The sequence below is a fragment of the Citrobacter sp. U14242 genome (assembly GCF_046555775.1).
GTDB lineage: Bacteria > Pseudomonadota > Gammaproteobacteria > Enterobacterales > Enterobacteriaceae > Citrobacter.
In genome coordinates this window covers 87,565-113,170 of sequence record NZ_JBKGLW010000009.1, presented here as the reverse complement: position 1 = coordinate 113,170, position 25,606 = coordinate 87,565, and the positions used below count along the sequence as shown (strand labels likewise).

Genomic DNA, 25,606 nt, shown 5'->3' with positions numbered 1-25,606 from the left:
TATCAGGCGGCTGCACCCGCCGGTTCATATCTGCTGATCGTTATCTCTACCCGACCTTTCGGCACAACGGGTCCCCATTCCACCAGCATGCGCTTAATCTGGCTGTCGTCTTCCCAGACACCCGCATGCGTCAGCGCGTCAAACAGGGCTTTGTTGTAATTATCGATATCCCGACGGCGCGCATCCGGCGGGTACAGAGTGATTTCTACCGCTGCCAGTTCAGTCGATGGCTTCGGGAGACGTCGTAATTGCTCAATGATCGCCACGCAGGCAGCGCTCTGGTATTTACGACCATCAGCGCTAATGAGGTGACGACCGGCCAGCGGCCCCTTGTTAGGGGCGCGCCAGTAAGTGTTCACGCTCGGAGGGAACGGGAGCACAAGTTTCATGCCACCTCCTGCTGTTGCACTGCACACAGTTCCGGAAGATTTGCCTCCACCAGCGCCCTGGCGAATGGTGGTGGTACCGCATTACCGCAGCGGGCTACCTGCTTATCTTTTGCATAGCGATTTCCACGGTAGTCCTGATCAATAACGTAACCATCCGGGAAGCCCTGCGCTTTGTAGAGTTCATGCGGCTGCAACATGCGCATTCCGATATCAACGATCTGGTATTTAACCCCATCGATCGTTACCAGCCATTCATCGTCACTTTCCCCGCAATACGTCTCGAGAAATGTGCGTACCTCACCCACGTGTTGGCCACCAGCAGTGATTGTTGGCATGGGCACATCAAGGCGTTGCCCGTCGCGGCATGTTCCACGCAGTTTCACCAGATGAGAGGCAACTACCGCATGATGGTCGACAGTGGTCACTGAATGCGCGGGTTCATCCATACTGACACCCGGCCCTGTATAGTTACCGCCGTAGTGTTTCGCCAGGAACGCGCTCACCGTCGCAAATTTATTTCCGCCTGCAGTAACGGTCCTCAGCGGGTTATCCAGTCGCAGCACACGCGGTTCTTGTCCAGGTCGTTCGCCATAACCCATCTGAATCAGCGTAGGCGTTACCAGTTGAGATTTACCGCCACCACCAGCGGTGATGGTTGCGCTCGGTTCGTCTGCCCGGTGGCCGACGCTGGCCCCAAACTGGCGGGCTATCACTGGCGCAACAAGACAGGCGCGGGATTGCTTCAGAATGGTATGAGCAGGTTTATCCAGCGGGCGCGGTTTAGCCTGGTATTCACTACCACCATTACCCGCCAGGAATGGCGTCAGTGCAGCCTCAACAATCCCGAGTGCATGCCCATTCCCACCTGGACGTTTTGATGTGCCAGCGGTTACCGTCGGGACAGGTTCGGTAACTGGCTGCCCGGTTGCGCCAGTGCGGAATTTTGTCAGGTGTGGAACGGCAATCGCATAGCCATGGGTTTTCGTAATGGTTTGCAAAGGCTCGCCCAGCGCCTGACCACGGAAACAGTCGTAACTCGTTTTGGTGCTGGTGTGATTGCACTTCACGATGAACGGCGACGCACTTTCGATAACAAAGCGCTGTATGCCGCGCGCGATCCGCTTCAGAGTGTTCTCCGCCAGCGGTTTTTTGCGGTCGAAGATGGACAGGGCCGGAACATTCCAGTCGATACATTCCGCAGCGGTACGCCATGGCATCAGCCTGCCGCTCTGCACCTCCAGAGACTTAGGATCCCCATGGGTAACAGCAGGCCACTGGATTGGGCAACCATCGCAGCGCATGACCATGAAGAAGCGTTTGCGGATCGTCGGCGCGCCGTAATCACACGCGCGCAGTTCGCGATAATCGACATCATATCCAAGCCCATCCACCAACTGTTGCGCCTGCTCGCTACCTCTTTCAATAGACAGAAACTCACAAACCTCTGACAGTGCCGGGTGATCAGCAGGAATGCCAGTGGACAGCATGCCGACAAATGCATTGAATGTTTCGCCAGTGCGGGCAGGGTCTGGGCGACTATTTCCAGGGTAAACCGGGCCAATAAAATCCGCCATAAGGGCTTCCGGCAAATCAGGTTTAGGCGGGATGTCAATTAACGGTCCCCACGTTTTGAACTCTTCCACGTTCTCCAGCATCATCACGCGCGGTCGCTTCGCCAGTGCCCAACGCAGAACAATCCATGCCAGACCGCGTATCTCTTTTTTCACAGGCTTTGCGCCTTTGGCCTTCGAGAAATGTCGGCAGTCCGGGCTAAACCATGCCAGGCCGACAGGATTACCGCCAGTGGCGGCTACCGGATCCACGTCAAACACGGATTCGCAGTAATGCAGTGTGTCCGGGTGGTTCGTCTTGTGCATCGCAATGGCGTTTTCGTCGTGGTTGATCGCAATATCCACGCTGCGCCCGATCGCCAGTTCAATACCCGTTGATGCGCCACCGCCACCAGCAAAGTTATCAACAATAATCTCACGCATGGGTTACCCCCTGCATGCTGCCGACAAGACCACGCGCAATTGTGATGATTTCGCTGGTGGCCGTTCGTTCCAGCCAGAGTTGATTGATGTTGGCTTTCAGCTTGTTCTGCTGTGATTCATCCAGCATGTCAGCGCCGTCTACCTGGTCGAATACAATTCCAACCTCCAGCGGCCAGATACGGGACTCGGGAAGCGGATCCGATACTGGTTTAGCTTTCTCACGGATGTGCATGCGGATCTGGCGAATATTGGACCAACTTGAAACATTCAGGCTTCCCATAGCAGCAATGAAATCAGTACTGTTCATGCCATATTCACCAGATGCTTCAAGGGCAACAGTACGAATACGTTCCGACACATCCATGCGCGCAGCAGCGTCATCGAATTCAATCGACAACAGCCACTCATCCACACCGAACAAAATACTCTCACGAATAAGCAGCTTCGCTTTGTCGATCGTTAATGGTGATACCTGAGTGAATTCCGGTGCTTCGACAGAATCCGCCGCCCAGGTATGCCCAAACTTCGATTCACTGAATGTGTATTCTTCTTTATCGCCGAACGCAGCTCTAACACATGCCCACGCTTCGACACCGCTGATATCAAAAATATCTTTCTGGGTGAGTGGCAACTCTGTTTCTGGCTTACCAGCTACTGTTGGTGTGGCCGTTGCTGGTTGAGGTTTGCTGGTGGCAAATTGTGCCAAAGCCATAAACGCACGACCTTTTGCCTCCAGTTCTGTGCGGTTGATATAGCTGAACCGCTCACCACGCCATGACTTATCGAAGACAGCTATAGCACCGGCAAAAAACGCGCTGGTGGGTTTTTGTTTTTCGTCAGTAGGTACAAACCACACTGGCAGATCGAACCCAATGCGCCCGCGGATGAATACAATGTGATCGGCATCTTCCGGCCACCACGTTTCGCTCGGCGCAGCTTTTATCAGGAATACATAGCGACCGCCCTTTTCGCGCTGGGCTGCTGCGTAGTTCATGATGTGCGTCATGCCGGTGATCGCCTGTTTCTCGTGATACTGCGAACGTCTATACGGTGGGTTGCCATAACCAGCGCCACCCAGTTCTGTAAGACGTTCAGACCAGTCCTGCGTCAGCGCATTATCTTCGGCGGTGTACCATGCCGGGCACTTCGCGTTGTCGTCGTCAGCAAACAAGTCCAGAACTAATGGCCCAAATAGCGCGTTGATACCCCAAAAAAGCAGATCCGGTGTCCGCCACTGATCGCCAACCTCTTTCAGTTCGTGGGCTGGTTTGTTCCGCAGTGCCGCCAGAGCCTGGCAATATTTGTTTAACGTCATCCTCTGAACCCCTCTGGAATCGTTGTTTCAACCGGACCAAAAGCCATCACATCGCGCTTTTTCGCGCCCCAGTCAGCGCGTTTAGGCCGTCCCTTCTGCTCCCAGCGGGCAGCGCTTTGCAGATAACTCTCGAATTTCTTCGGGCCGAACAGCGTTTCCGGGCGCATGTACTGGTACTGCTCGTCGTTCTCGTGCCAGTGCTCATGCTTCAGGTCGATAACAAGTTGCAGGTCTGCAACGCTGTATCCCTCACGCAGTCGGGCACGGATGTTCTCCAGGGATGTTTTTGATTTCTGATACCGGGATCCGCTGATTTGGTTCAAATGGGTCAGAACCAAAATTGCCTGATCAGTAATCACGACTTCAGGGTCTGGTTGCGCCGCAACCGGACAAGAGGGTTTTGAAGTTACTTGTGGATCTTGTTTTGATTTTACTGACGGATCCCCGCCAGATTCTGACGGGTCAAAACCGCCGTTTTTGACGGATTTCGACGGGTCAGTTTTTGAGGCGTCAAATTTTGATGCGTCAGATTTTGACGTGTCAGAATCTGACAGTTGAGAAAATGCGGCAGCCTGAAGTTTCGCCACATTCAGGCGGTACACGTTCGACGCATTACGGTTACCATTACGGCGCTGTGTACGCGTGAGCCAGCCATCTTTTTCAAGCTTTGCGATTGCCGTTCTGATCGTGCTCGGCCCTGCGCCAAGCTGGCGAGCAATAGTTTCAATGGACGGCCAGCACACGCCCTCATCGCTGCTGAAATCAGCGAGGCGTGCCATGATCGCGACACTAGACAATTTCATGCCCGACGCCGCGCAACCATCCCATACGTAGCCGGTTAATTTAGTGCTCATGATCGTCCGTTATCTCCCTGAACTTTTGCCTGAAATGCTCAAGTGGGCTGAAGCATTCATGTGGATAGCCATCGCGCAGGTAGATAACGCGCTGTGTTTCTGGCTCCCAGCGGATAACACGGACTGGCACTCCACGGTGGTCTTTGAACCTTCGGTTAAGTTCGCGCACAGGCGTTTTGCCCTCCGGTTGTAGACCCCCACAATTGAAACCGCCCTACTGTGGTTACACGGAACCCAGCGGTTTGATAATCTGCGTTCATGCCGAAACAACGGAGTACCCGAAACCGGGATCATCCTGAGTTGCGGTAGACGGTTAAAAGCCGTTAAACTGCTCATGCGGATTATTTCTCCATACTCGAAGAGTTGTTCGCCAAGGCGCCCGGAGCTGCACACTCGCGGGCGTCACTCTTTTCTGGAAGGCAATAGACTCGTGAAATCAGGTTCAGAAACGTCATAAGCGTTACCCGGAACTGGTAGGCGATTTCGTTCAGACTGTCCCACTCCCCTTTATCAACCACACCATCATCGATGTATCGACGATATGCGTTAACCAGGTCACCAAGCCTGCCCACCAGCTCAGCCAGTTTTAAGCCAATCTCTTCGTTCTCTGTTTCTGGTGCCGCACCCGGGATATGGATCCCGTTATCTGTTTGGCGAGAAAACGCATCAGCTATGTAGCTAACACCGGCGGCTTTCTGTAATACCATCGCCCATCCCATAGGGAATATCTGATCCCCGTCGACACGAAGGCGGTTAAACAATGCGTTCTCTGTCACGCCCAACCATTCCGCCGCCTCGGCATAACCACCAGGTAGATCGGTAATCGTTCTTTTAATCGCTACCACCAGCCAGGCTGGCTGACGTTCAACTTTCCAAATAGGTTCGTTACCCACGGTTAACCCCTTATTCCTGTGGTTTTATGTCTGTACTCGCGCCTGTACAGTTCGAATAGCGATGTGGGTAAAGAATTTCTAGCTCATTGATTTTTCCCGAGAAGAAACGGACTAGACGTTCAGCAATATCTAGGGAAGCAATTTGCTGCCCTCGCTCTATCCGACTTAGATTTCCCGGGTCGATATCAACCCCTTTTGCTACACAGGAAAGAGTCATACCTTGCGATTTACGCAAGATTCGTAACGGTGATTGCATATACCCTCCTTTAATTGCGTAATACGCATATTAATTGGAACGTACGACTTGCGCAAGTTGCTTTGCACATCACGCAAAAAAAACATGTAATAGACGCATGAACATAGGAAACCGCATAAGAGAACTTCGCACAGCGAAGGGTCTAAAAATCGCTGATCTTGCTGAAGCCGTTGGTGTCGACGGAGCTAACATCTCGCGCGTAGAAACCGGCAAACAGAAGTCATTTACTGAACAATCACTTAGCAAATATGCTCAAGCTTTAGGCGTTAGCGTTGCTGATCTATTTACTCCAGGCGGAAATAAAACTACTGTATGTGAATACAGTGGTAGTAACCCACATTCTGGAGATGGATCTGTGTTTAGAGTGGAGATTCTTGATGTAAGTGCCAGCGCTGGTGGTGGCTTTATTCAAGGCAGCGATATTATTGATGTCATCAGGTCAATCGAATACAACAATGAACGTGCGCTAGCGATGTTCGGCGGAAGAACGGCAGATCAAGTAAAAGTAATCAACGTTCGAGGCGACAGTATGGCTGAGACTATCGAACCTGGTGATCTTCTCTTCGTTGATATCTCTATTCATGAATTCGATGGTGATGGAATATATGTATTTGGTTTTGATGATAAAATTTACGTCAAACGATTACAGATGATACCTGATAAGTTGTTGGTGATATCGGATAACCCAAAATATAGAGAATGGTCTGTGGATGAGACAAACGAACACCGTTTTTACATTTTTGGGAAGGTAATGATAAGCCAATCTCAATCATTCAAACGCCACGCCTGACACTACATATCAATGTTGAAACCGCCTTTACGGCGGTTTTTTTTACGCCTCGATATTGCGCAAATCGCAATTTAATACTTGCGTTATTCGCAATTTAATTTTATTGTCTACTCCATAGCGAACAGGCAGGACGCCCACGAAGTAGCCGCCGGTGGCACATGAATAACCGGATGATTCGCAGTTTATCTGATAGACCAAAGGGGGTGACAAGTGGGAACGGTTAGAAAACAGGAAGATATCTTGCTGATTAGCTCTGAAATTCTGGGGGTTTTGAAGAGCGAACTCTCTGCACGTGGCATTGAGCCCACTCAAGAAAATTTAAGTTGGGTTTTATCGATTATCCAAAAATCACTTAAACCCAGCCTCAGCAAACTTTTTGTCGAGTAGCGCTTCGAACTTCTCGTAAAGCTTGCTTATGTCGTCCATCGGGTTTTCGGACGTGCTGTAATTTTTATCTGAAGTCATGGCCGCGGTCTGGTATGCGGTATGGGTCTGAACTGATAGCTGGAACAGATACAAAATTTTTTCTTCTTTGGTCATTTTTATTTCCTTCTTGGCTGTGTGAGAACACCAAGATACCACCGCGCCTGATGTGGTTAAAAGCAGGCCAAAGCAATAACAAGTAACTCCCTGTTCTGGCGGCCCGGCGTTTTCCCGTTTGTCCGGTAACCGCCAGCCTTTTTCAGGGAATAACAGCCGGTCACGGTAAGTATTTCGCAGAGTGCTTACCGGGACTGGAAGAGTTACCACTTGGAGACGGTCCTTATAAATGTCCTGGACAGTGGCGGTACCAGCACCGACAACAGCGGCAGACGTTCAACTGTTTAAACGGAGAGATGCCAGCTCGCTCGACGGCAGTGACGGCGGGAAGTAGACCGCTGACAGCTGGGAAAGACCAGCACACAACGATGAGAGCATTGACGAGCAAGGCATAAGTGCTGGTTCGATTCCAGACAGTCCCATTCAGTTGGGAGGGTTGGGCAGGGAAAAGGTTCGTTCGATTCGGACACCGGCAGTGTTCTCTTCGTTGTGGTGAATTGCAGTCCATCGAGACAACCAGAAGATAAGCATCTGGCGCCACAACCTTATTGCTGTGTGTAGTCTTGGCGGTACCAGGGTCTTCAACCTTATACAAGGGGGACGAAGATAATGTTCTACCTCGTTACCGCCCTTTTTACGCAACAGAAAAGGGCATCACCGGGCGACGGGCTCATAACCCAATCCACCCGGGCAAGAGGATGGCGATTGCAGTCGCCGACAAATGCAGATGCCCTTCTCTGTTGTGTATGGAGAAAGTTCGGCGGTGGCAGCCGCCTTAACGAGGGTAAAACCATGAGTAATGACCGCATGACCGTAGTGCCAGATTTTCTTGGCGAACTGGATGCCGGCGTGTTCATGAACAAAATCGCGGCAGCACTTAATACCACCGCGCTTGGCGTTCTGAACAACGGCAACAAAGGCAAAGTAGTCCTCACATTTGATTTTGAGCGCATGGGTAATTCCGTTGAAGAGAAGCGCGTCAAGATCAAGCACAAGCTGAACTACAGCACCCCAACACCGCGTGGTAAAGCCTCAGAAGAGGACACAACCGAAACCCCGATGTGGGTCAACAAAGGCGGGAAGCTCACCATCCTGCAGGAAGATCAGGGCCAGCTGTTTGGGATCACTGGCGCGGTGGATGGAAAGCTTAAAGCGGCTCAGTGATCCGCAACAACAAACTCACTGATACCACTTTGAACATCAGTTAATAAGGAATTTTTATGTCTCAGTTAGACAGCGGTACCTTCAAGCAGGTCAAAGACCTGGTTCTTTCCGGTTATCACCTGAATGATATTCATGGCCTGGCTTGCCCGACCGCATTACTGCCAGAGGGTACTGGCGTTGAAAGCCTCGAGCGCTTTTCTCTGGAGCGTTTCCGCTTTCGTGGCGCAATGACCACAACCAGTATTGACGACTTCGCACGTTATTCTAAAGGTTACGCCAGCGACAGTGAGCCAGCTCGTTGCTTTATTGACGCTGACAACATGACCGCCCGTTCAGTGTTCAACATCGGCACACTGGATAATCCCGGTCACGCCGATAACGTTGCTTCAATCACCCTGAAGAAAACCGCCCCGTTCCGCGCGCTATTGCAGATCGATGGTCAACGCCTGAAGCAAAAGCAAATCGCCGAATGGCTGGAAGACTGGAGCGATTACCTCCTGGCGTTTGATGCTGATGGCAATACGATGCAGATTTCCCAGGCTGCTCAGGCTGTGCGTCGTATCACTATTCAGCAAGCAACACAGCAGGACCATGAAACTGGTGATTTCGCTGGTAAAAAATCGCTGATGCAAAGCGTTGAAGCAAGCAGCAAAGACGTAATGCCTGTGGCGTTCGAGTTCAAATGTGTGCCGTATGAAGGTCTGGGCGAACGCCGCTTTAGCTTGCGTAACAGCCTGCTGACCAGCGATGAACCCTGCTTTGTTCTGCGCATCGTCCAACTTGAAGCCCAGGAAGAAGAGATCGCCAACGAATTCCGCGATTTGCTGATCAGCAAGTTCGAAGGTGAATCAGTGGAAACTTTCATCGGTAACTTTAAAGCCTAATTGCTCTGCATTAAATCCCCGGCGCCGCGGGGATTTATTGAAGCGTAATTCCATTAATTATCGCCACCCGGCGAGGGATTCGTGCAACCAAAATCTGCGCGGTGCAGCGCGCCAATATGGAGAAAACCATGAGCTACATTCAGACATTATCCGGTAAAAAATTTAACTATCTGACCGCCACAATCGACGATATCGATGTTGAGGATATCGCGACTGCTCTTTCCAACATCTGTCGATTCGCTGGGCATCTCCCAGAGTTCTACAGCGTGGCTCAGCACTCTGTGCTTGTGAGCCAGATTGTGCCGCCAGAGTTCGCCTTTGAAGCGCTGATGCACGACGCTGCGGAGGCATATTGCCAGGATATTCCAGCCCCGCTCAAAGCCTTGCTGCCTGACTACCAGCGCATGGAAACTTATATTGATGGTCTTATCCGCTTTAAATTCGGTATCTCTCTTGAACAAGCAGCTGTCGTGAAATATGCCGATCTAACCATGTTAGCTACCGAGCGCCGTGATCTGGAAATCGATGACGGTTCGAAGTGGGAAATTCTCGAAGGTATTCCCTGTTCTGATCTCGTTCAGGTTATCCCTCTCCGTCCTGGTCAAGCCTATGGCCTGTTCATGAACCGCTTTAACGAACTGGTGGAGCTGCGCCAATGCGCCGCATGAAGGTAAAAGAACTCGTAGCGGAGGCTTTTGCCTCCGTTGCTGAATTGCCACCAAAGCATGCACCGCTTATGCGCGAAGTCGCCACCAGACTGGAAGCTACGTTCGCAGCATTAAAAGAGTCTCTGGTGCAACTGGAACAGGAACGTAAAGGTAAAACGCCATGACCGTATTTGAATATCTCCAGGCTCATCCGAATACCACCAGCGGTGAAATCGCCAAAGGTATGAACAAAAAGACACCCGCGGTCGCTGGCGCATTATCGCAACTCTATGGCACCGGCCGGATCGTGAAGTCTGGTGCCCGTAAGGGCATTCCAACATACCGTGTTAACGATATGCCGTTTGGGTGCAGTAACAGCTTAACCATGATGTTTAACCAGTTGTTGAATAGAGCCAGAAAAGGAGCAGCCCAATGACAGCACTCAACAAACAGGCGCTGCGTTACGGCGATAACGTTTTATGGTTCCTGAACGAACTGGCTGCATACGATGCTAGTGATATTGATGGCGGGGAGTTTGATGTTTATGGAGAGGATCGCAACGGATTAGAAGGCTGTTCCACCATTGACGTTACCGAACTGGCAGCGGATGCCGCGAAACTGATAGAAGCCGCAGAGAAGCGCATAGCAGAACTGGAGGCGCGGACGCCATACGGCTATCTAAGGCAGTGTGACGGGCAGATTCAAATATCTATTGGTAGCGAGCAACCTCATAACCGCTCTGGCGGCTACGCTACGCCGTGGTTCGCAATCTACACAGCCGCTGGCATTGGCGTGAAGGGGGAGAGAACGATTAAATGACCAATAAACCAGAACTAACAGGCGGGCGCACTATTGGCTCGCGTATCGCAACTCTACTCGCTGCTGATTCTGTCCCGTTGTCTGATGCGTGGAAAGCGCTGATTGATGCTGCTGATGCAGGGCAGGCAGAGCTACAAGAACTACGTCGCTCCTATTTGGCGCACCGTGGTGAGATTGAGGACGTTCAGGCGCAGCTCTACGAGGCTGAAAACCGGAATGAAGCCGACGCCGCAGAGCTGCAGGAACGCCGCAAGGCTGATAGCGCAGAGCCAGTATTTTTTATTGAGGTTGAGGGGGACGACTGGATTCAGGCGGGACGCATTCCCGGCTCAACGTTTGATTTTAATAATCTGCCGGATGGCGTCAATAAGCTCTGGGCCGCCCCGCCGTCAGCGCCAGTAGTGCCGGATGAAAAACCGATGCCAGAAGCGTCGAAAATGCATGCCATAGACGCTGTAGCTGCAATCGCTGAAGTCAGGGGATGGAACGCCTGCCGCGCCACAATGCTTAAAGCAGCACCAAAACAGGAGAATATTTAACGTGAACAATTTAATGATCGACCTTGAGTCTATGGGTAAAAAGCCGAATGCCCCTATCGTCTCCATTGGTGCCGTATTCTTCGATCCGCAAAGAGGTGAATTGGGTCAGGAGTTTTACACCGCCGTTAACCTTGAAAGCGCTATGGAGCAGGGAGCGGTGCCGGATGGTGACACTATTCTATGGTGGTTAAGACAAAGCTCAGAAGCGCGATCAGCAATCTGTGTTGATGATGCGATGCCGATATCGTCTGCCCTATCTGAACTGAGCCATTTCATTAATCGGCATTCTGATAACCCAAAATATTTAAAAGTTTGGGGCAATGGAGCTACTTTCGACAACGTTATATTGCGCGGCGCATATGAGCGCGCCGGCCAGGTTTGTCCGTGGCAATTTTGGAACGATCACGACGTCAGAACCATCGTCACATTAGGCAGAGTTGTGGGTTTCGATCCAAAGCGAGATATGCCATTCGATGGGGTTGCACATAACGCACTGGCCGATGCGCGACATCAGGCAAAATACGTGTCCGCGATCTGGAATAAGTTGATTCCGGCCACCAGCAGCGATCTGTAATTCCCCTGGGTGCAGCCAGGGTAATGGATAAATAACCATGAGCAATATTCTCCAGTTAGCCCCCAACGAGTGGGTCTGTGAAAGCGTTCTTATCGCGGTTACCGGGCTCAAACCCGGTACCATCCTCCGAGCCAGAAAAGAATGCTGGATGGTTGGGAGGGAGTATATCCACGTATCGCCTGACGGGAATCCTAAACCTTCCAGTGAGTGCATGTATAACAGAAAGGCTGTAGATGCCTGGGTCGCTTCAATGAAAAGCAAGCAGCCAGGGTGATTTGATGCCATGAAAAAGGTAAGCTCGTATCGCTCTTGGGCGTCTGGAGGTAACACCAATGGATAAAGTCACATATCCAACAGGCGTCGAAAACCACGGTGGCACTTTACGCATCTGGTTTAATTTTAAAGGTAAGCGTGTCAGGGAAAGTCTCGGTGTCCCTGACACCGCTAAGAACAGGAAGATAGCCGGGGAACTGCGGACATCAGTATGTTTTGCCATCCGCACAGGAACATTTGATTATGCAACCCAGTTTCCTGACTCCCCTAACCTCAAGGCTTTTGGTGTAAGTAAAAAAGACATTACAGTGAAAGAACTTGAAGAAAAATGGCTGGATCTGAAACGGATGGAAATCTGCGCGAACGCATTCAATCGCTATGAGTCTGTCGCAAGGAATATGGTGCCGAGGATCGGAGGTAATCGCCTGGCGTCAGCAGTAACCAAAGAGGAATTGCTGTATCTCAGGAAAGATTTGCTAACTGGTTACCAGAATCCGACGAAGAACAAATCCCCGGCAAAAGGGCGAAGCGTTGTTACTGTGAACTATTACATGACGACAATGGCCGGAATGTTTCAGTTTGCTGCGGATCACGGTTACTTAGAGGTGAACCCATTCGAGGGAATTAAGCCTCTGAAAAAAGCCAGGGCAGAACCAGATCCTCTTTCTCGTGATGAATTTATTCGCCTGATAGATGCATGCCGGCATCAGCAGACGAAAAACCTGTGGTCATTAGCAGTGTACACAGGAATGCGTCACGGGGAACTGGTCTCCCTGGCCTGGGAAGATATCGACCTGAAGGCGGGAACAATTACCGTCAGGCGTAATTATACGAAACTTGGTGAGTTCACTCTACCGAAAACCGAGGCAAGCACAGATCGAGTGGTGCATCTTATCCAGCCCGCAATCAGTATCCTGAAAAATCAGGCTGAAATGACAAGGCTGGGCAGGCAACATCACATTGAAGTTCAGTTACGTGAGTATGGCCGTGTGGTGAACCATGAGTGTACATTCGTCTTTAACCCGCATGTGGTAAGACGCAGTAAGCAGGTCGGATTTATCTACCGGGTCGATTCTGTAGGCGACTCATGGGAAGCGGCACTAAAGCGCGCAGGAATCAGACACAGAAAGGCGTACCAGTCACGACATACCTATGCGTGCTGGTCATTATCTGCTGGTGCAAACCCGAGTTTTATTGCCAGTCAGATGGGGCATGCGAGCGCCCAGATGGTGTTCAATGTGTATGGGGCATGGATGGCTGACAGCAGCGCAGAGCAGATCGGAATGCTGAATCAGAAGCTGGCAGATTTTGCCCCATTGATGCCCCATAGCCACGAGAACAGTGCGGGAGGATTATTAAAATCAGTAAGTTAACCCCTAACGCCCGTCATGTTAACTGTGTGGAGGGTAATACCACGCTGTACGCCTTGCCGAAAGCCGAGATTGTTGACCGCTGGTTTGCACAAACCAGCGACGATTTTCGCTTCTGTTTCAAATTCCCGGCCACCATCTCGCATCAGGCCGCACTGCGGAATTGCGATGATTTGGTGCAGGCATTCTTTACGCGCATGTCCCCACTGGATGCCCGCATCGGACAATATTGGTTGCAGCTACCTGCCACGTTCGGCCCACGTGACCTCTCTGCTCTGTGGCAATTCCTCGATGCCCTCCCTAAAACGTTTACCTACGGTGTCGAGGTTCGTCATCCGGATTTCTTTGCGAAAGGTGAATCAGAGATTCAGCTCAATCGGGGTCTGCATGAACGCGGGGTTAATCGGGTCATTTTAGACAGTCGTCCGGTCCATGCCGCGATCCCACACACGGAAGCGATACGCGATGCTCAACGTAAGAAACCAAAGGTCCCGGTCCATGCGGTCGTCACGGCAAACCACCCGATGGTCCGTTTTATCGGTAGTGATAACATGACACAGAATAGGCAGTTCTTTGCCGCCTGGCTGGCAAAGTTGTCACTCTGGCAGCAGACCACCACGCCATATCTGTTTTTGCACACGCCGGATATCGCACAGGCTCCTGAGCTGGTAGACACGCTATGGGCGGATTTACGCAATGCCCTGCCAGAGATCGGATCAGCACCCTCGATTCCACAGCAATCTTCTCTTTTCTGAAAATGCCACCTATCATAGACAGTGCCAGCAGCCATTTTAAAAGGGAGTTTGTATGGTAAGCGCGCTTTATGCCGTCCTGGGTGCGTTGTTGTTGATTAAGTTCTCCTTTGACGTCGTTCGCCTGCGCATGCAATACCGCGTAGCCTATGGCGACGGCGGTTTTAGCGAACTACAAAGTGCAATTCGCATTCACGGTAACGCGGTGGAATATATTCCTGTCGCACTGGTGCTGCTGTTATTTATGGAAATGAACGGCGCAGAAACGTGGATGGTGCATCTTTGCGGGCTGATGCTGATAGCCGGGCGACTGATGCATTATTACGGATTCCATCACCGTCTTTTCCGCTGGCGTCGTTCCGGCATGAGCGCCACCTGGTGTTCGCTGTTACTAATGGTGCTGGCGAATCTTTGGTATATGCCCTGGGAGTTGGTTTTCTCCCTGCATTAGCGCACAATACGCCACTTTATTTTTCCCGGATTTTTACGTTATGTCTCACCGCGACACGCTTTTTTCTGCGCCTATCGCCAGTCTGGGTGACTGGACCTTTGATGAACGGGTAGCTGAAGTCTTCCCTGATATGATCCAGCGTTCCGTTCCCGGCTATTCCAATATCATCTCCATGATTGGAATGCTGGCCGAACGTTTCGTACAACCCAACACGCAGGTCTACGATCTGGGCTGCTCTCTGGGTGCCGCGACGCTCTCAGTACGTCGCAATATCCATCATGAGAATTGCAAAATTATCGCTGTTGATAACTCGCCGGCCATGGTTGAACGCTGTCGTCGTCATATCGATGCCTATAAAGCCCCTACGCCTGTTGACGTGGTCGAAGGCGATATTCGCAACATCACTATCGAAAACGCCTCGATGGTGGTGCTGAATTTTACCCTGCAATTCCTTGAACCACCTGAGCGCCAGGCATTGTTGGATAAGATTTATCAGGGGTTGAACCCCGGCGGTGCGCTGGTGCTGTCAGAGAAGTTCAGCTTCGAAGATGCGAAAGTTGGCGAACTGCTGTTCAACATGCACCACGACTTCAAACGCGCCAATGGCTACAGCGAACTGGAAATCAGCCAGAAGCGCAGCATGCTGGAAAACGTGATGCTAACTGACTCTGTTGAAACGCATAAAGCACGTCTGCATCAGGCAGGTTTTGAGCACAGCGAATTGTGGTTCCAGTGCTTCAACTTTGGGTCACTGGTAGCGTTGAAATCTGAGGTTCCTGCATGACAGACTTTGGTAACTTTTATCAGCTGATTGCCAAAAACCATCTTTCCCATTGGCTGGAAACGCTCCCGGCACAAATCGCCGCCTGGCAACGCGATCAACATGGCTTGTTTAAGCAATGGTCGAATGCCGTGGAGTTTCTGCCGGAACTGACGCCACATCGTCTTGATTTACTGCATAGTGTGACTGCCGAAAGCGAAGAGCCGCTCAGCGAAGGGCAGATCAAACGGATTGATACGCTGATGCGTCATCTCATGCCGTGGCGCAAAGGTCCATATTCGCTGTACGGCGTCAATATTGATACCGAATGGCGTTCCGACTGGAAGTGGGATCGCGTTCTGCCGCATTTATCCGATCTGACCGGGCGTACCATTCTCGACGTGGGCTGTGGTAGTGGCTATCACATGTGGCGCATGATTGGCGCGGGTGCTCATCTGGCCGTCGGTATCGATCCTACGCAGTTGTTCCTGTGTCAGTTTGAAGCGGTACGTAAATTGCTGGGTAACGATCAGCGGGCTCACCTGCTGCCGCTGGGTATCGAACAGCTTCCGGCGCTGAACGCGTTTGATACCGTATTCTCTATGGGCGTGCTCTATCACCGCCGTTCGCCACTGGAACATCTCTGGCAGTTGAAAGACCAACTGGTAAAAGACGGAGAGCTGGTGCTGGAAACGCTGGTGGTCGAAGGTGATGAAAATACCGTTCTGGTACCAGGCGACCGCTACGCGCAAATGCGTAACGTCTACTTTATTCCTTCCGCGCTGGCGCTTAAAAACTGGCTGGAAAAATGTGGATTTGTGGATGTCCGTATCGCTGATGTCTGTGTCACCACCACAGAAGAGCAGCGTCGCACTGAGTGGATGATTACCGAATCACTGGCCGACTTCCTCGACCCGAATGACAGCAGTAAAACGGTTGAAGGCTACCCCGCCCCACTGCGTGCGGTTTTGATTGCGCGTAAACCCTAGTCATTTTTGCCGGATGGCACATTTTCTCCAAAATAGTTCGGTTTGCAACAAGGCGGCGACGCAGCAAATCCCCGGGAGCGTAGATAACTGCGTGACCGGGGTGAGCGAGAAAAGCCAACACAGTTGCAGGCCGAAATATGCAGGAGAAGGAGAAAAAAAGGCCCCTGTTGAAATTGCAGGGGCCTGGTACGAGCAAGCATCATATTGGGCGACATGATGCAACGGTAAAAATCAGCTGGCCTGGTGGTGCGCAATGATTGCCTTCATTTCAGCAACCGCCGCCCCGTCTACCGCATAGCGGGAATATTCATCCGCCTGCGTATCCGAAGACATCGACAACCCCGAATTGCGATACCGCATGGGTGAAGCCAGCCATACTCCGGCAGAACTGTGGACTTCCTGCACTCCAGCGTCGAGGAACAGGGATAAATTCGCGGCGCGAACCCCCGCTCCGGCCATAATGATTGGAGCATCCACCTGCGCAATAAGTTCCATTATTTTTGTTAAACCTTGCACTGCATCTGATTTTTGCCCGGAAGTCAGCACTCTGGCGACGCCCAAATCGGACAATTTATTCAGCGCATTTAATGGGTTGGCGCACATATCGAAGGCCCGATGAAACGTGACATTTAGCGGGCCCGCAGCAACCATTATTTTTTCCATACGTGGCATATCGACATTCCCGTCCACATCAAGAATGCCGGTCACCAGCCCTGAAAAACCTAAATCTCTGACCATCGCGATATCATCAAGCATCGCGGAAAATTCACCGTCGGTGTAACAAAAATCGCCCCCGCGCGGGCGGATAATGGGATGAACAGGAATAGAGACATGCTGGCGTACAGAGCGCAACACCCCCAGCGACGGCGTTAACCCCCCTTCTTTAGGCGCCGAGCACAGTTCAATACGATCGGCACCCTGAAGTTGCGCGGTGCGTGCGCACTCCATGCTGTAACAGCAGATTTCCAGTAATGCCATCACTCACTCCTGTTGCTCGCTTGCTACAATCGCTTCAATTGACCACGGATGAAATTTGATGGTGACGCTGCCATCACTGACCGCCAGTGTCGGATTCGGTAAACGCTCACGCTCTCCTTTTGGCGAGCTGGTCTTCACGAAAATCCCCGGCTGACTCAATCCTTCATCAGAAAGCAGCGCCAGCGCACGCGTGTTCAGTGTTTCTGGCGCACCAGGCAGAACGATTTCGATATGCTCCCACCCCTCATGCGGGTAACGTTTTTCACCCGGCCATGGCAACTCAATCACCGTAAACTGCCAGTGCGCGACACAAACCGGCTCATCCAGTTTGAACAGGCAAATCGGTCTGCCATTAATGATATTTTCCGATAACAGCGCACCACACTGTTCAAATCCCCGACGCCAGCGTTCTGCGGTGGTATTTTGATGACAACGCAGAGAAATGTGATCGGCTTCAAGCGATGAGACATCCAGGCCAAGACGGGTGGAAAGCGACGTTAACGCCTGAGTGAAATGCGGTAAATCTGCGGAAATATCATGCAGTTCTTCAACTGCCTGCCAGTTAGCCATATTGAATGCTCATATCCATATTCAAAGCCGCTAATTTACTCTGTTGCGCAGCCCCATCCAACTGCTGATTTTTTCACATGTCGCATGAATAATTATACGTAATGACATTGTTTATATTTCAGGCAGCTGGCGGTACTCGTAATGCTGACGGCAACGGGCATTTGCAGTATACTCCCGCCCTAAATTCTTAAACTGATGCGGTGAATTTTATCCCGCTTCATAAATGTAAGGTATTCCGGTGAATATTCAGGCTCTTCTCTCAGAAAAAGTTAGTCAGGCCATGATTGCTGCAGGCGCACCTGCAGATTGCGAACCGCAGGTTCGTCAGTCAGCAAAAGTACAGTTCGGCGACTATCAGGCCAACGGCATGATGGCAGTTGCTAAAAAACTGGGTATGGCGCCGCGACAACTGGCAGAGCAGGTGCTGACTCATCTGGATCTCAGCGGGATTGCCAGCAAAGTTGAAATTGCAGGCCCTGGCTTTATCAACATTTTTCTCGATCCGGCATTCCTCGCGCAGCATGTTCAGCAGGCGCTGACCTCCGATCGTCTGGGCGTCACTCAACCGGCTAAACAAACGGTTGTTGTTGACTACTCCGCGCCTAACGTGGCGAAAGAGATGCACGTTGGCCACCTGCGTTCCACCATCATCGGTGACGCTGCGGTACGTACGCTGGAGTTTCTCGGCCATAACGTGATCCGCGCAAACCACGTCGGCGACTGGGGCACCCAGTTCGGTATGTTGATCGCATGGCTGGAAAAACAGCAGCAGGAAAATGCAGGCGAAATGGCGCTGGCAGACCTGGAAGGTTTCTACCGCGATGCGAAGAAACACTACGACGAAGATGAAGCCTTCGCCGAGCGTGCCCGTAGCTATGTCGTGAAACTGCAGGGCGGGGATGAATACTTCCGCGAGATGTGGCGCAAGCTCGTCGACATCACCATGTCGCAGAACCAGTTAACCTATGACCGTCTGAACGTCACCCTGACCCGTGACGACGTGATGGGCGAAAGCCTGTACAACCCGATGCTACCAGGCATTGTTGCTGATCTGAAAGCCAAAGGTCTGGCTGTTGAGAGCGAAGGCGCTACCGTCGTATTCCTTGATGAGTATAAGAACAAGGAAGGCGAACCGATGGGCGTCATTATTCAGAAAAAAGATGGCGGCTATCTCTACACCACGACCGATATCGCCTGCGCGAAGTATCGTTACGAAACGCTGCACGCCGACCGCGTCCTCTATTACATCGACTCCCGTCAGCATCAGCATTTAATGCAGGCATGGACTATCGTGCGCAAAGCCGGTTATGTACCAGACTCCGTACCGCTGGAACACCATATGTTCGGCATGATGCTGGGTAAAGACGGTAAGCCGTTCAAAACTCGCGCTGGCGGTACCGTAAAACTGGCCGACCTGCTGGATGAGGCGCTGGAGCGCGCGCGTCGTCTGGTGGCCGAGAAGAACCCGGATATGCCCGCTGATGAGCTGGAAAAACTGGCGAATGCCGTCGGTATCGGTGCGGTGAAATATGCGGATCTGTCGAAAAACCGTACCACCGACTATATCTTCGACTGGGACAACATGCTGGCGTTCGAAGGCAATACCGCGCCGTACATGCAATATGCCTACACCCGCGTACTGTCCGTGTTCCGTAAAGCGGATATCGACGAAAGCGCGCTTGCCAGCGCACAGGTTATTATCAGTGAAGATCGTGAAGCTCAGCTGGCCGCCCGCCTGCTGCAGTTCGAAGAGACGCTGACCGTTGTGGCACGTGAAGGTACGCCGCACGTGATGTGCGCTTATCTGTACGACGTTGCCGGCCTGTTCTCTGGCTTCTACGAACACTGCCCAATCCTCAGCGCTGAAAATGAAGAGATTCGTAACAGTCGTCTGAAACTGGCGCAACTGACGGCGAAAACGCTGAAACTGGGTCTGGATACGCTGGGTATCGAAACCGTAGAACGCATGTAAGCATATTAAAAAATATCAGGCCTGAGTTCGTCATCCGGATTCAGGCCTTTTTTATTTCCGGACATGCTGGTCTGAAACAATTCACAAGGAATGACACATTTCCGTAGAGGGATGGAACATTTTTTGCCTGTCATCCCGTTTACGCCTCCGTATCATTAGGCGGCGAATTAATCGGGTACGGGTCAATGACATTCAGAGATTTTGAGGCGGAAGAAAAACTTTTCCAGCGGCGTGTAATGGTGGCCTTTGGCCTGGTCGTCATCTGTTTTGGCATCCTGATTTATAACCTCTATAACTTACAAATCCGCCAACACCAGTATTACACCACCCGATCGGATGCAAACGACATCAAAATGCTGCCCGTCGCCCCAACACGCGGTATCATTTATGATCGCAACGGTATCCCGTTGGTACGAAATGTCACCTGGTACGACATTTCTGTGACGCCATATAAAATCAGCGATATGGAAGCCCTGCTGAAGCAACTCACGCCGATTGTTGACCTCACGCCAGATGATATTGACCAGTTTCGCCATGAGCTGAAGGCCAGTAGCCGCTATCGCCCGGTAGTACTTAAAAATGCGCTGACCGATGTAGAAATTGCCCGTTTTTCTGTGAACCAGTTCCATTTCAGCGGCGTGACCATCAATAGCTACGAAGATCGCCAGTATCCTTATGGGGCGGAGCTGGCACATGTACTTGGCTACGTATCAAAAATCAACGATAGCGATCTGAGAGCATTGGATAAAAAAGGGCTGGCAGAGAACTACGCCGCCGACCACAACATTGGTAAGCAGGGCATTGAGCACTACTACGAAAATGACCTGCACGGCAAAACGGGTTATCAGGAAGTCGAAGTTGATAATCACGGGCGTATTGTACGTTTGATTAAAGACGTCCCTCCTGTCGCCGGAAAAGATATCCATCTGACGCTGGATTTGCACTTGCAGGAATACATTGAAAGCCTGCTGGTGGGTCAACGCGCCGCAGTGCTGGTTGAAGATCCCCATGATGGCTCCGTGCTGGCAATGGTCTCAAACCCCAGCTACGATCCGAACCCGTTTGTAAAAGGCATCAGCTACCAGGATTACAACGCCCTGTTGCAGGATAAAGATCTGCCGTTAATTAACCGTGTCACGCAGGGGTTATATCCGCCTGCCTCAACGGTAAAACCGTACATGGCGATGTCAGCTTTATTAAACGGGGTGATCACACCACAAACCCACTTCTTTGGCGCCCCGACATGGACACTTCCCGGCACCGAACGACATTACCGCGACTGGAAAAAAACAGGACACGGCATGCTGGATGTGACCAAAGCCATTGAAGAATCAGCGGATACGTTCTTCTATCAGGTGGCGTACATGATGGGGATCGACCGTATTAACAACATGCTTAGCCAGTTTGGCTACGGCAAACCTACCGGTATCGATCTTGATGAAGAGTACAACGGCCTGCTGCCAAGCCGCGACTGGAAACAGCGGGTGCATAAAAAAGCCTGGTACCAGGGAGACACCATTTCGGTCGGCATCGGTCAGGGTTACTGGATTGCCACGCCGATTCAGATGGTAAAAGCGATGGTAGCACTGATTAACAATGGGAAAGTTATTGCCCCTCACCTGCTACAGGATGAAGAGAGCGGAAAAGCCATCACGCCGTATCAGGCTCCCGAAGCATCAACACAAATTGCTTCTGCTTCATCACCCTATTGGGGACTGGTGCGTCAGGCGATGTTTGGCATGGCGAATGAACCGAATGGCACGGGTTACAAATTCTTCCACACCGCGCCCTACGGTATTGCCGCGAAAAGTGGCACATCACAGGTCTTTAGCCTGAAAGAAAATCAGACCTATAATGCGAAAATGATTCCGATACGACTGCGCGACCACGTGTTCTATACCGCATTTGCGCCGTATAAGAATCCAAAAGTCGCCATCGCATTGATTCTGGAAAACGGCGGCAGCGACGGGGTTACCGCCGCGCCGGTCATGCGACAGATTATGGATCATCTGTTTGTGCCGCAGAGTAGTGCCACACAACCAGTGCAGGGTTAAGCCTCCGGAATACTAGCGATAGTTCACAATCACCTGATTGCTCTGAACCTGCAAGGCAGGGATCAGGCGACCGCCACCAGGCACTTCCCAGACAAAGTGCATTGGCTCAATCGCAGGGACGCTATTAAAGCCATTGGTGGTACCGCTTTGTCCATCCAGTTCAACACAACGGGACTGAGAGCATAAGCGCACACGTAACCCCGCAGGCGTAGGCCCATTTAATTCATAGCGCCAGGCGACCAGCGTCATCAGGCCTGAAACGGGCTGGCTGGGAACCAAAGGCGAAGATGAAGCCGACTCCCCACGATAATTTAAGGTAATCCCCATACCGCTTGCCTGCCATGTCCCTTCCCCGGCAGCCTGTACAGCCAGTGGGAAAAGCAACAGCCAAAGAAATTTGCGCATTATTTACCTCCAATGGTCGCGGTCATACGGATATGGCGGTTATCGGAAAGCTCCATATTCGACAACACCACCAACTGCGGAATACTGCGGCGTAAAAAACGCGCCAGGAGAGGTCGCAGCGCGTGATTCACCAGCAATACTGGCGGCGCACCCAACATTTCCTGACGAGACAGCGCTTCCTGCGTCTGTGCCAGCAACCGGTCTGCCAGACCAGGTTCAAGGCCCCCACCGCCCTGTAACGCTTGCAACAACAGGCGCTCAAGCGGTGTATCGAGTCCGATAACCTGAACTTCTTCGTTACCGGGGAACCACTGCTGAGTAATCGCCCGCCCAAGCGCCACACGCACCACTGCGGTGAGTTCATGCGGATCGTTCTGTAACGGGGCATGTTCCGCCAACGTTTCAAGAATGGTGCGCATATCACGAATAGGGACTTTTTCATCCAACAGGTTCTGCAGCACTTTGTGCAGAGTGGTCAGCGTGACCACTCCCGGCACCAGATCTTCTGTCAGTTTTGGCATCTCTTGTGAAACACGATCCAACAGCTGCTGCGCCTCCTGGCGACCAAACAGCTCCGCGGCAAACTGGCCAATCAGATGGTTCAGATGTGTGGCAACCACCGTACTGGCTTCAACAACGGTGAAGCCCTGAATTTGCGCCTGCTCTTTTAGCGCACTTTCAATCCAAATAGCATCCAGACCAAAAGCAGGATCAACCGTTTTCTCCCCAGGCAGCGATCCGGCCGCGGTACCAGGATTGATAGCCAGCCAACGTCCTGGGTAGGCATCGCCACTACCAATCTCGACCCCTTTCATCAGAATACGATAGCGGGCAGGTTGCAGATCCATATTGTCGCGAATGTGTACCACTGGCGGCAGAAACCCCATATCCTGGGCAAATTTCTTACGAATGCTGCGAATACGCCCCAGCAATTCGCCGTCCTGTTGGAAGTCCACCATCGGAATCAGACGATATCCGACCTCCATTCCCAGCGTATCTTCCAGCTGTACATCACTCCACGTCGCTTCTACCACCGAGTTATTTTCCGGCATTTTCACCGGCTGAGCTTCTTCGGGTGCTTTTTGCTCGCGTCCGCGCATCCACCAGGCCAGCCCCAGCAATGCCGCGGTAAACATCAGAAACACCAGGTTTGGCATTCCCGGTACCAGCCCCAGTAAACCGAGGACCGCCGCACTAAGCAGCATCACGCGTGGGTTGCTGAACAGCTGGGTGACCATCTGTTCACCCACGTCCTGATCGGTACTCACGCGGGTGACGATAACCCCCGCCGCCGTTGAGATAACCAGCGCAGGGATCTGTGCTACCAGCCCGTCACCGATGGTCAGCAGGGTATAGCTTTCTGCCGCGCTGCCCATGCTCATACCGTGCTGCAACACCCCAACCAGCAAGCCGCCAACCACGTTGATGACCATGATCAGAATACCGGCGATGGCATCCCCACGAACAAATTTACTCGCACCGTCCATGGAGCCGTAAAAATCGGCTTCCTGCGTCACTTCAGAACGGCGTTTTTTGGCTTCATCTTCACCAATCAATCCCGCATTCAGATCGGCGTCAATCGCCATCTGTTTACCCGGCATCCCGTCCAGCACAAAGCGCGCACCCACTTCAGCGATACGCCCCGCACCTTTGGTGATAACCATAAAGTTAATGATGACGAGAATGACGAAGACCACGATACCGATGGCAAAGTTACCGCCGACCAGGAAGTGACCAAAGGCTTCCACCACCTTACCTGCCGCCGCTGCACCTGTATGCCCTTCCATCAATATGATACGCGTTGACGCGACGTTCAGAGCCAGGCGCAACAAGGTGGTGAACAGCAGAATCGTTGGGAATGCGGCGAATTCAAGCGTGCGCTGAGTGAACATCGCCACCAACAGCACCATGATCGACAGCGCAATGTTAAAGGTGAACAGTAAATCGAGGATGAAGGCCGGAAGCGGCAACACCATCATCGACAGGATCAGCAGAATGAGGATCGGCCCGGCAAGAATTTGCCATTGCGTGGATTTCAGGTTGCCGGGCAGACGCAGCATCGCGACCAGATTAGCCATCAGTATTCTTCTCGTTCATAAAATCCAGTGCTTCAGGCACCGGAAGGTTTCCAGGTTGTGGTGGCGGCGTACCGCCAGCCAGACGCCAGCGTTTTAGCTGCCATACCCATGCCAACACTTCGGCAACGGCGGCATACAATTGGCCAGGTATTTGCTGACCGATCTCAGCATGGCGATATAACGCACGAGCCAGCGGCGGAGCTTCTAACGTTGGGACTCGGTGCTCCGCGCCAATCTCCCGAATACGCAATGCCACCAGTCCGGCCCCTTTAGCCACAACTTTTGGCGCGCTCATCTTGTTTTCGTCGTACTGCAAGGCAACCGAATAGTGCGTAGGGTTGGTCACAATAACATCCGCCTTCGGCACATCTGCCATCATGCGGCGCTGTGCGGCCGCACGCTGCATCTGGCGAATTTTGCCCTTAACGTGCGGATCACCTTCGCTTTGTTTAAATTCGTCACGGATATCCTGACGCGACATCCGCAGTTTTTTCACATGGCTATAAATCTGGAAAAAGACGTCAAACCCCACCATCGGAATGACGCCAAGCACCACCAGTAATGCGCACATACCGACTAAATCCAGCGCATTACCCATCGCCGTAATCGGGGATTCGGCCATCAGGCGCATCATCTCTGGCCAGTTATGCCAGAGATAGAATCCCGCCACGCTACCCACCAACGTGGATTTCAATATGGCTTTAAGCAGTTCCGCCCCGGTTTGCGCCGAGAACATACGCTTAATACCCGGCAGCGGATTCAGCTTTGAGAATTTGGGTTGCAGCGATTTACCACTGAAGATCAAGCCGCCAAGCATCACCGGGGAGATCAAGGCCACCAGCACCACGCCTGTTATCAGCGGTAACAGCGCAATCATGGCGTCTTTAATCAACAGAATGATTTGACTCAGGATCAGGTTAGGGTCATTGACCATACTGTGGTCAAAGCGTAATCCGGTTGACAGCATGCCTGCCAACCGACGGGCGAGCGACTCCCCACCAATCCAGATAACGCACACACCCACCAGCAAAATAAGCAGTGAGGTTAGCTCCTTGGATCGGGGTATCTGCCCTTCTTCCCGTGCTTTTTCAAGTCGGTGGGGTGTGGGGGCTTCTGTTTTGTCGTCGTCGCTTTCTTCTGCCACGCATCAGACCCTGGGTAGAGATATAGGCGTGAATGATGCCAGAACAGACATGCAACAATGGGAAGAGTAAGCGGTAAAAAAGACGGGATTTATGGCTTTAACGCCAATTGCCGATGAATAACATGTAAGCCGGATGAGAAGTTTCCTTCCGC

The 25,606-nt window shown here is 51.9% G+C and carries 30 protein-coding genes; 17 read left to right on the top strand and 13 right to left on the bottom strand.

The genetic code is table 11. From position 1 onward, the window contains the following. Positions 1–2: 2 nt before the first annotated feature. The 7 genes from ACLJXE_RS16290 to ACLJXE_RS16260 all read right to left on the bottom strand — a co-directional run bounded on the left by ACLJXE_RS16290 (position 3) and on the right by ACLJXE_RS16260 (position 5,701). Positions 3–389, bottom strand: a complete 387-nt coding sequence (locus tag ACLJXE_RS16290; RefSeq protein WP_003034741.1) for a RusA family crossover junction endodeoxyribonuclease — start codon at positions 387–389, stop codon at positions 3–5. Continuing rightward, entirely contained in the window at positions 386–2,383 is a 1,998-nt protein-coding gene (locus ACLJXE_RS16285; RefSeq protein ID WP_410751392.1) for a DNA cytosine methyltransferase, read from the bottom strand. The genes ACLJXE_RS16290 and ACLJXE_RS16285 overlap by 4 nt, the downstream gene beginning before the upstream one ends. Beyond that, positions 2,376–3,698, bottom strand: a complete 1,323-nt coding sequence (locus ACLJXE_RS16280; RefSeq protein WP_410751391.1) for a phage N-6-adenine-methyltransferase — start codon at positions 3,696–3,698, stop codon at positions 2,376–2,378. Before ACLJXE_RS16280 ends, ACLJXE_RS16285 begins: the two co-directional genes overlap by 8 nt. Then, positions 3,695–4,552 carry a conserved phage C-terminal domain-containing protein gene (locus tag ACLJXE_RS16275; RefSeq protein ID WP_191027936.1) on the bottom strand — a complete coding sequence of 286 codons (858 nt, stop codon included), beginning with the start codon at positions 4,550–4,552 and terminating at the stop codon, positions 3,695–3,697. Before ACLJXE_RS16275 ends, ACLJXE_RS16280 begins: the two co-directional genes overlap by 4 nt. Further along, positions 4,542–4,721: a DUF4222 domain-containing protein gene (locus ACLJXE_RS16270; RefSeq protein ID WP_003034732.1), complete on the bottom strand. Its 180-nt coding sequence runs from the start codon at positions 4,719–4,721 to the stop codon at positions 4,542–4,544. Before ACLJXE_RS16270 ends, ACLJXE_RS16275 begins: the two co-directional genes overlap by 11 nt. A 172-nt stretch (positions 4,722–4,893) precedes the next feature. Next, complete coding sequence (locus tag ACLJXE_RS16265; protein WP_048221268.1) at positions 4,894–5,445, bottom strand: YmfL family putative regulatory protein; 552 nt, start codon at positions 5,443–5,445, stop codon at positions 4,894–4,896. Between the two features lie 10 nt (positions 5,446–5,455). Beyond that, positions 5,456–5,701 (bottom strand): helix-turn-helix domain-containing protein, encoded by a 246-nt coding sequence (locus ACLJXE_RS16260; protein WP_048221267.1) that lies wholly within the window; start codon positions 5,699–5,701, stop codon positions 5,456–5,458. Between the two features lie 97 nt (positions 5,702–5,798). On the opposite strand from ACLJXE_RS16260, the gene ACLJXE_RS16255 reads away from it, so the two are divergent. Then, positions 5,799–6,491 (top strand): XRE family transcriptional regulator, encoded by a 693-nt coding sequence (locus tag ACLJXE_RS16255; RefSeq protein WP_061549226.1) that lies wholly within the window; start codon positions 5,799–5,801, stop codon positions 6,489–6,491. Positions 6,492–6,839: 348 nt separating this feature from the next. Here ACLJXE_RS16255 and ACLJXE_RS16250 read toward each other — a convergent pair whose 3' ends face one another. Beyond that, positions 6,840–7,031, bottom strand: coding sequence for a hypothetical protein (locus ACLJXE_RS16250; RefSeq protein WP_096757391.1), 192 nt, complete (start codon positions 7,029–7,031; stop codon positions 6,840–6,842). Positions 7,032–7,823: 792 nt separating this feature from the next. Between ACLJXE_RS16250 and ACLJXE_RS16245 the strand changes: the two genes are divergently transcribed. From ACLJXE_RS16245 to cmoB, 14 genes are all read left to right on the top strand, one after another. Beyond that, positions 7,824–8,195: a hypothetical protein gene (locus tag ACLJXE_RS16245; RefSeq protein WP_001515608.1), complete on the top strand. Its 372-nt coding sequence runs from the start codon at positions 7,824–7,826 to the stop codon at positions 8,193–8,195. Between the two features lie 56 nt (positions 8,196–8,251). Beyond that, positions 8,252–9,079, top strand: a complete 828-nt coding sequence (locus ACLJXE_RS16240) for a YfdQ family protein (protein ID WP_106902745.1) — start codon at positions 8,252–8,254, stop codon at positions 9,077–9,079. Positions 9,080–9,207: 128 nt separating this feature from the next. After that, on the top strand, positions 9,208–9,747 hold the full coding sequence (locus ACLJXE_RS16235; RefSeq protein ID WP_046669975.1) for a hypothetical protein: 540 nt from the start codon (positions 9,208–9,210) through the stop codon (positions 9,745–9,747). Continuing rightward, positions 9,735–9,911, top strand: a complete 177-nt coding sequence (locus tag ACLJXE_RS16230; RefSeq protein ID WP_001253787.1) for a hypothetical protein — start codon at positions 9,735–9,737, stop codon at positions 9,909–9,911. The genes ACLJXE_RS16235 and ACLJXE_RS16230 overlap by 13 nt, the downstream gene beginning before the upstream one ends. Further along, complete coding sequence (locus ACLJXE_RS16225) at positions 9,908–10,162, top strand: hypothetical protein (protein WP_286470626.1); 255 nt, start codon at positions 9,908–9,910, stop codon at positions 10,160–10,162. Before ACLJXE_RS16230 ends, ACLJXE_RS16225 begins: the two co-directional genes overlap by 4 nt. Continuing rightward, positions 10,159–10,545 (top strand): hypothetical protein, encoded by a 387-nt coding sequence (locus ACLJXE_RS16220; RefSeq protein ID WP_286470625.1) that lies wholly within the window; start codon positions 10,159–10,161, stop codon positions 10,543–10,545. Before ACLJXE_RS16225 ends, ACLJXE_RS16220 begins: the two co-directional genes overlap by 4 nt. Further along, positions 10,542–11,084: a hypothetical protein gene (locus ACLJXE_RS16215; protein ID WP_286470624.1), complete on the top strand. Its 543-nt coding sequence runs from the start codon at positions 10,542–10,544 to the stop codon at positions 11,082–11,084. The genes ACLJXE_RS16220 and ACLJXE_RS16215 overlap by 4 nt, the downstream gene beginning before the upstream one ends. A 1-nt stretch (position 11,085) precedes the next feature. After that, positions 11,086–11,658: a 3'-5' exonuclease gene (locus ACLJXE_RS16210; protein ID WP_410751390.1), complete on the top strand. Its 573-nt coding sequence runs from the start codon at positions 11,086–11,088 to the stop codon at positions 11,656–11,658. Between the two features lie 37 nt (positions 11,659–11,695). Then, positions 11,696–11,932 (top strand): excisionase family protein, encoded by a 237-nt coding sequence (locus ACLJXE_RS16205; RefSeq protein ID WP_065944758.1) that lies wholly within the window; start codon positions 11,696–11,698, stop codon positions 11,930–11,932. A gap of 58 nt (positions 11,933–11,990) precedes the next feature. Next, positions 11,991–13,304: a tyrosine-type recombinase/integrase gene (locus tag ACLJXE_RS16200; protein WP_104651430.1), complete on the top strand. Its 1,314-nt coding sequence runs from the start codon at positions 11,991–11,993 to the stop codon at positions 13,302–13,304. Beyond that, positions 13,283–14,056, top strand: coding sequence for a DUF72 domain-containing protein (locus ACLJXE_RS16195; protein WP_410751469.1), 774 nt, complete (start codon positions 13,283–13,285; stop codon positions 14,054–14,056). Before ACLJXE_RS16200 ends, ACLJXE_RS16195 begins: the two co-directional genes overlap by 22 nt. Positions 14,057–14,108: 52 nt before the next feature. Then, entirely contained in the window at positions 14,109–14,504 is a 396-nt protein-coding gene (locus ACLJXE_RS16190; protein ID WP_003034689.1) for an MAPEG family protein, read from the top strand. A gap of 40 nt (positions 14,505–14,544) precedes the next feature. Further along, positions 14,545–15,288 carry a carboxy-S-adenosyl-L-methionine synthase CmoA gene (gene cmoA, locus ACLJXE_RS16185; protein WP_271441785.1) on the top strand — a complete coding sequence of 248 codons (744 nt, stop codon included), beginning with the start codon at positions 14,545–14,547 and terminating at the stop codon, positions 15,286–15,288. Next, entirely contained in the window at positions 15,285–16,253 is a 969-nt protein-coding gene (gene cmoB, locus ACLJXE_RS16180; RefSeq protein ID WP_286629283.1) for a tRNA 5-methoxyuridine(34)/uridine 5-oxyacetic acid(34) synthase CmoB, read from the top strand. Before cmoA ends, cmoB begins: the two co-directional genes overlap by 4 nt. 231 nt (positions 16,254–16,484) lie before the next feature. Here the strand turns inward: cmoB and cutC are convergent, their stop codons facing one another. Then, positions 16,485–17,231 (bottom strand): copper homeostasis protein CutC, encoded by a 747-nt coding sequence (gene cutC, locus ACLJXE_RS16175; RefSeq protein ID WP_410751389.1) that lies wholly within the window; start codon positions 17,229–17,231, stop codon positions 16,485–16,487. A gap of 3 nt (positions 17,232–17,234) precedes the next feature. Next, positions 17,235–17,801, bottom strand: a complete 567-nt coding sequence (locus ACLJXE_RS16170; protein WP_410751388.1) for a VOC family protein — start codon at positions 17,799–17,801, stop codon at positions 17,235–17,237. A gap of 238 nt (positions 17,802–18,039) precedes the next feature. Between ACLJXE_RS16170 and argS the strand changes: the two genes are divergently transcribed. Together argS and mrdA are read left to right on the top strand one after the other, a co-directional pair. Beyond that, a complete protein-coding gene (gene argS, locus ACLJXE_RS16165) occupies positions 18,040–19,773 on the top strand; it encodes an arginine--tRNA ligase (RefSeq protein ID WP_410751387.1) in 1,734 nt (577 codons plus the stop codon). Positions 19,774–19,958: 185 nt separating this feature from the next. Continuing rightward, positions 19,959–21,827, top strand: coding sequence for a penicillin-binding protein 2 (gene mrdA, locus ACLJXE_RS16160; protein WP_410751386.1), 1,869 nt, complete (start codon positions 19,959–19,961; stop codon positions 21,825–21,827). A 12-nt stretch (positions 21,828–21,839) separates the two neighbouring features. On the opposite strand, the gene flhe is transcribed toward mrdA, so the two are convergent. The 3 genes from flhe to flhB are packed head-to-tail and all read right to left on the bottom strand — an operon-like array spanning position 21,840 to position 25,454. Beyond that, on the bottom strand, positions 21,840–22,232 hold the full coding sequence (gene flhe / locus ACLJXE_RS16155) for a flagellar protein FlhE (RefSeq protein WP_137381557.1): 393 nt from the start codon (positions 22,230–22,232) through the stop codon (positions 21,840–21,842). Then, positions 22,232–24,310 carry a flagellar biosynthesis protein FlhA gene (gene flhA / locus ACLJXE_RS16150; protein ID WP_202038384.1) on the bottom strand — a complete coding sequence of 693 codons (2,079 nt, stop codon included), beginning with the start codon at positions 24,308–24,310 and terminating at the stop codon, positions 22,232–22,234. Before flhA ends, flhe begins: the two co-directional genes overlap by 1 nt. After that, positions 24,303–25,454 carry a flagellar biosynthesis protein FlhB gene (gene flhB / locus ACLJXE_RS16145; protein ID WP_286629277.1) on the bottom strand — a complete coding sequence of 384 codons (1,152 nt, stop codon included), beginning with the start codon at positions 25,452–25,454 and terminating at the stop codon, positions 24,303–24,305. Before flhB ends, flhA begins: the two co-directional genes overlap by 8 nt. Between the last annotated feature and the right edge of the window lie 152 nt (positions 25,455–25,606).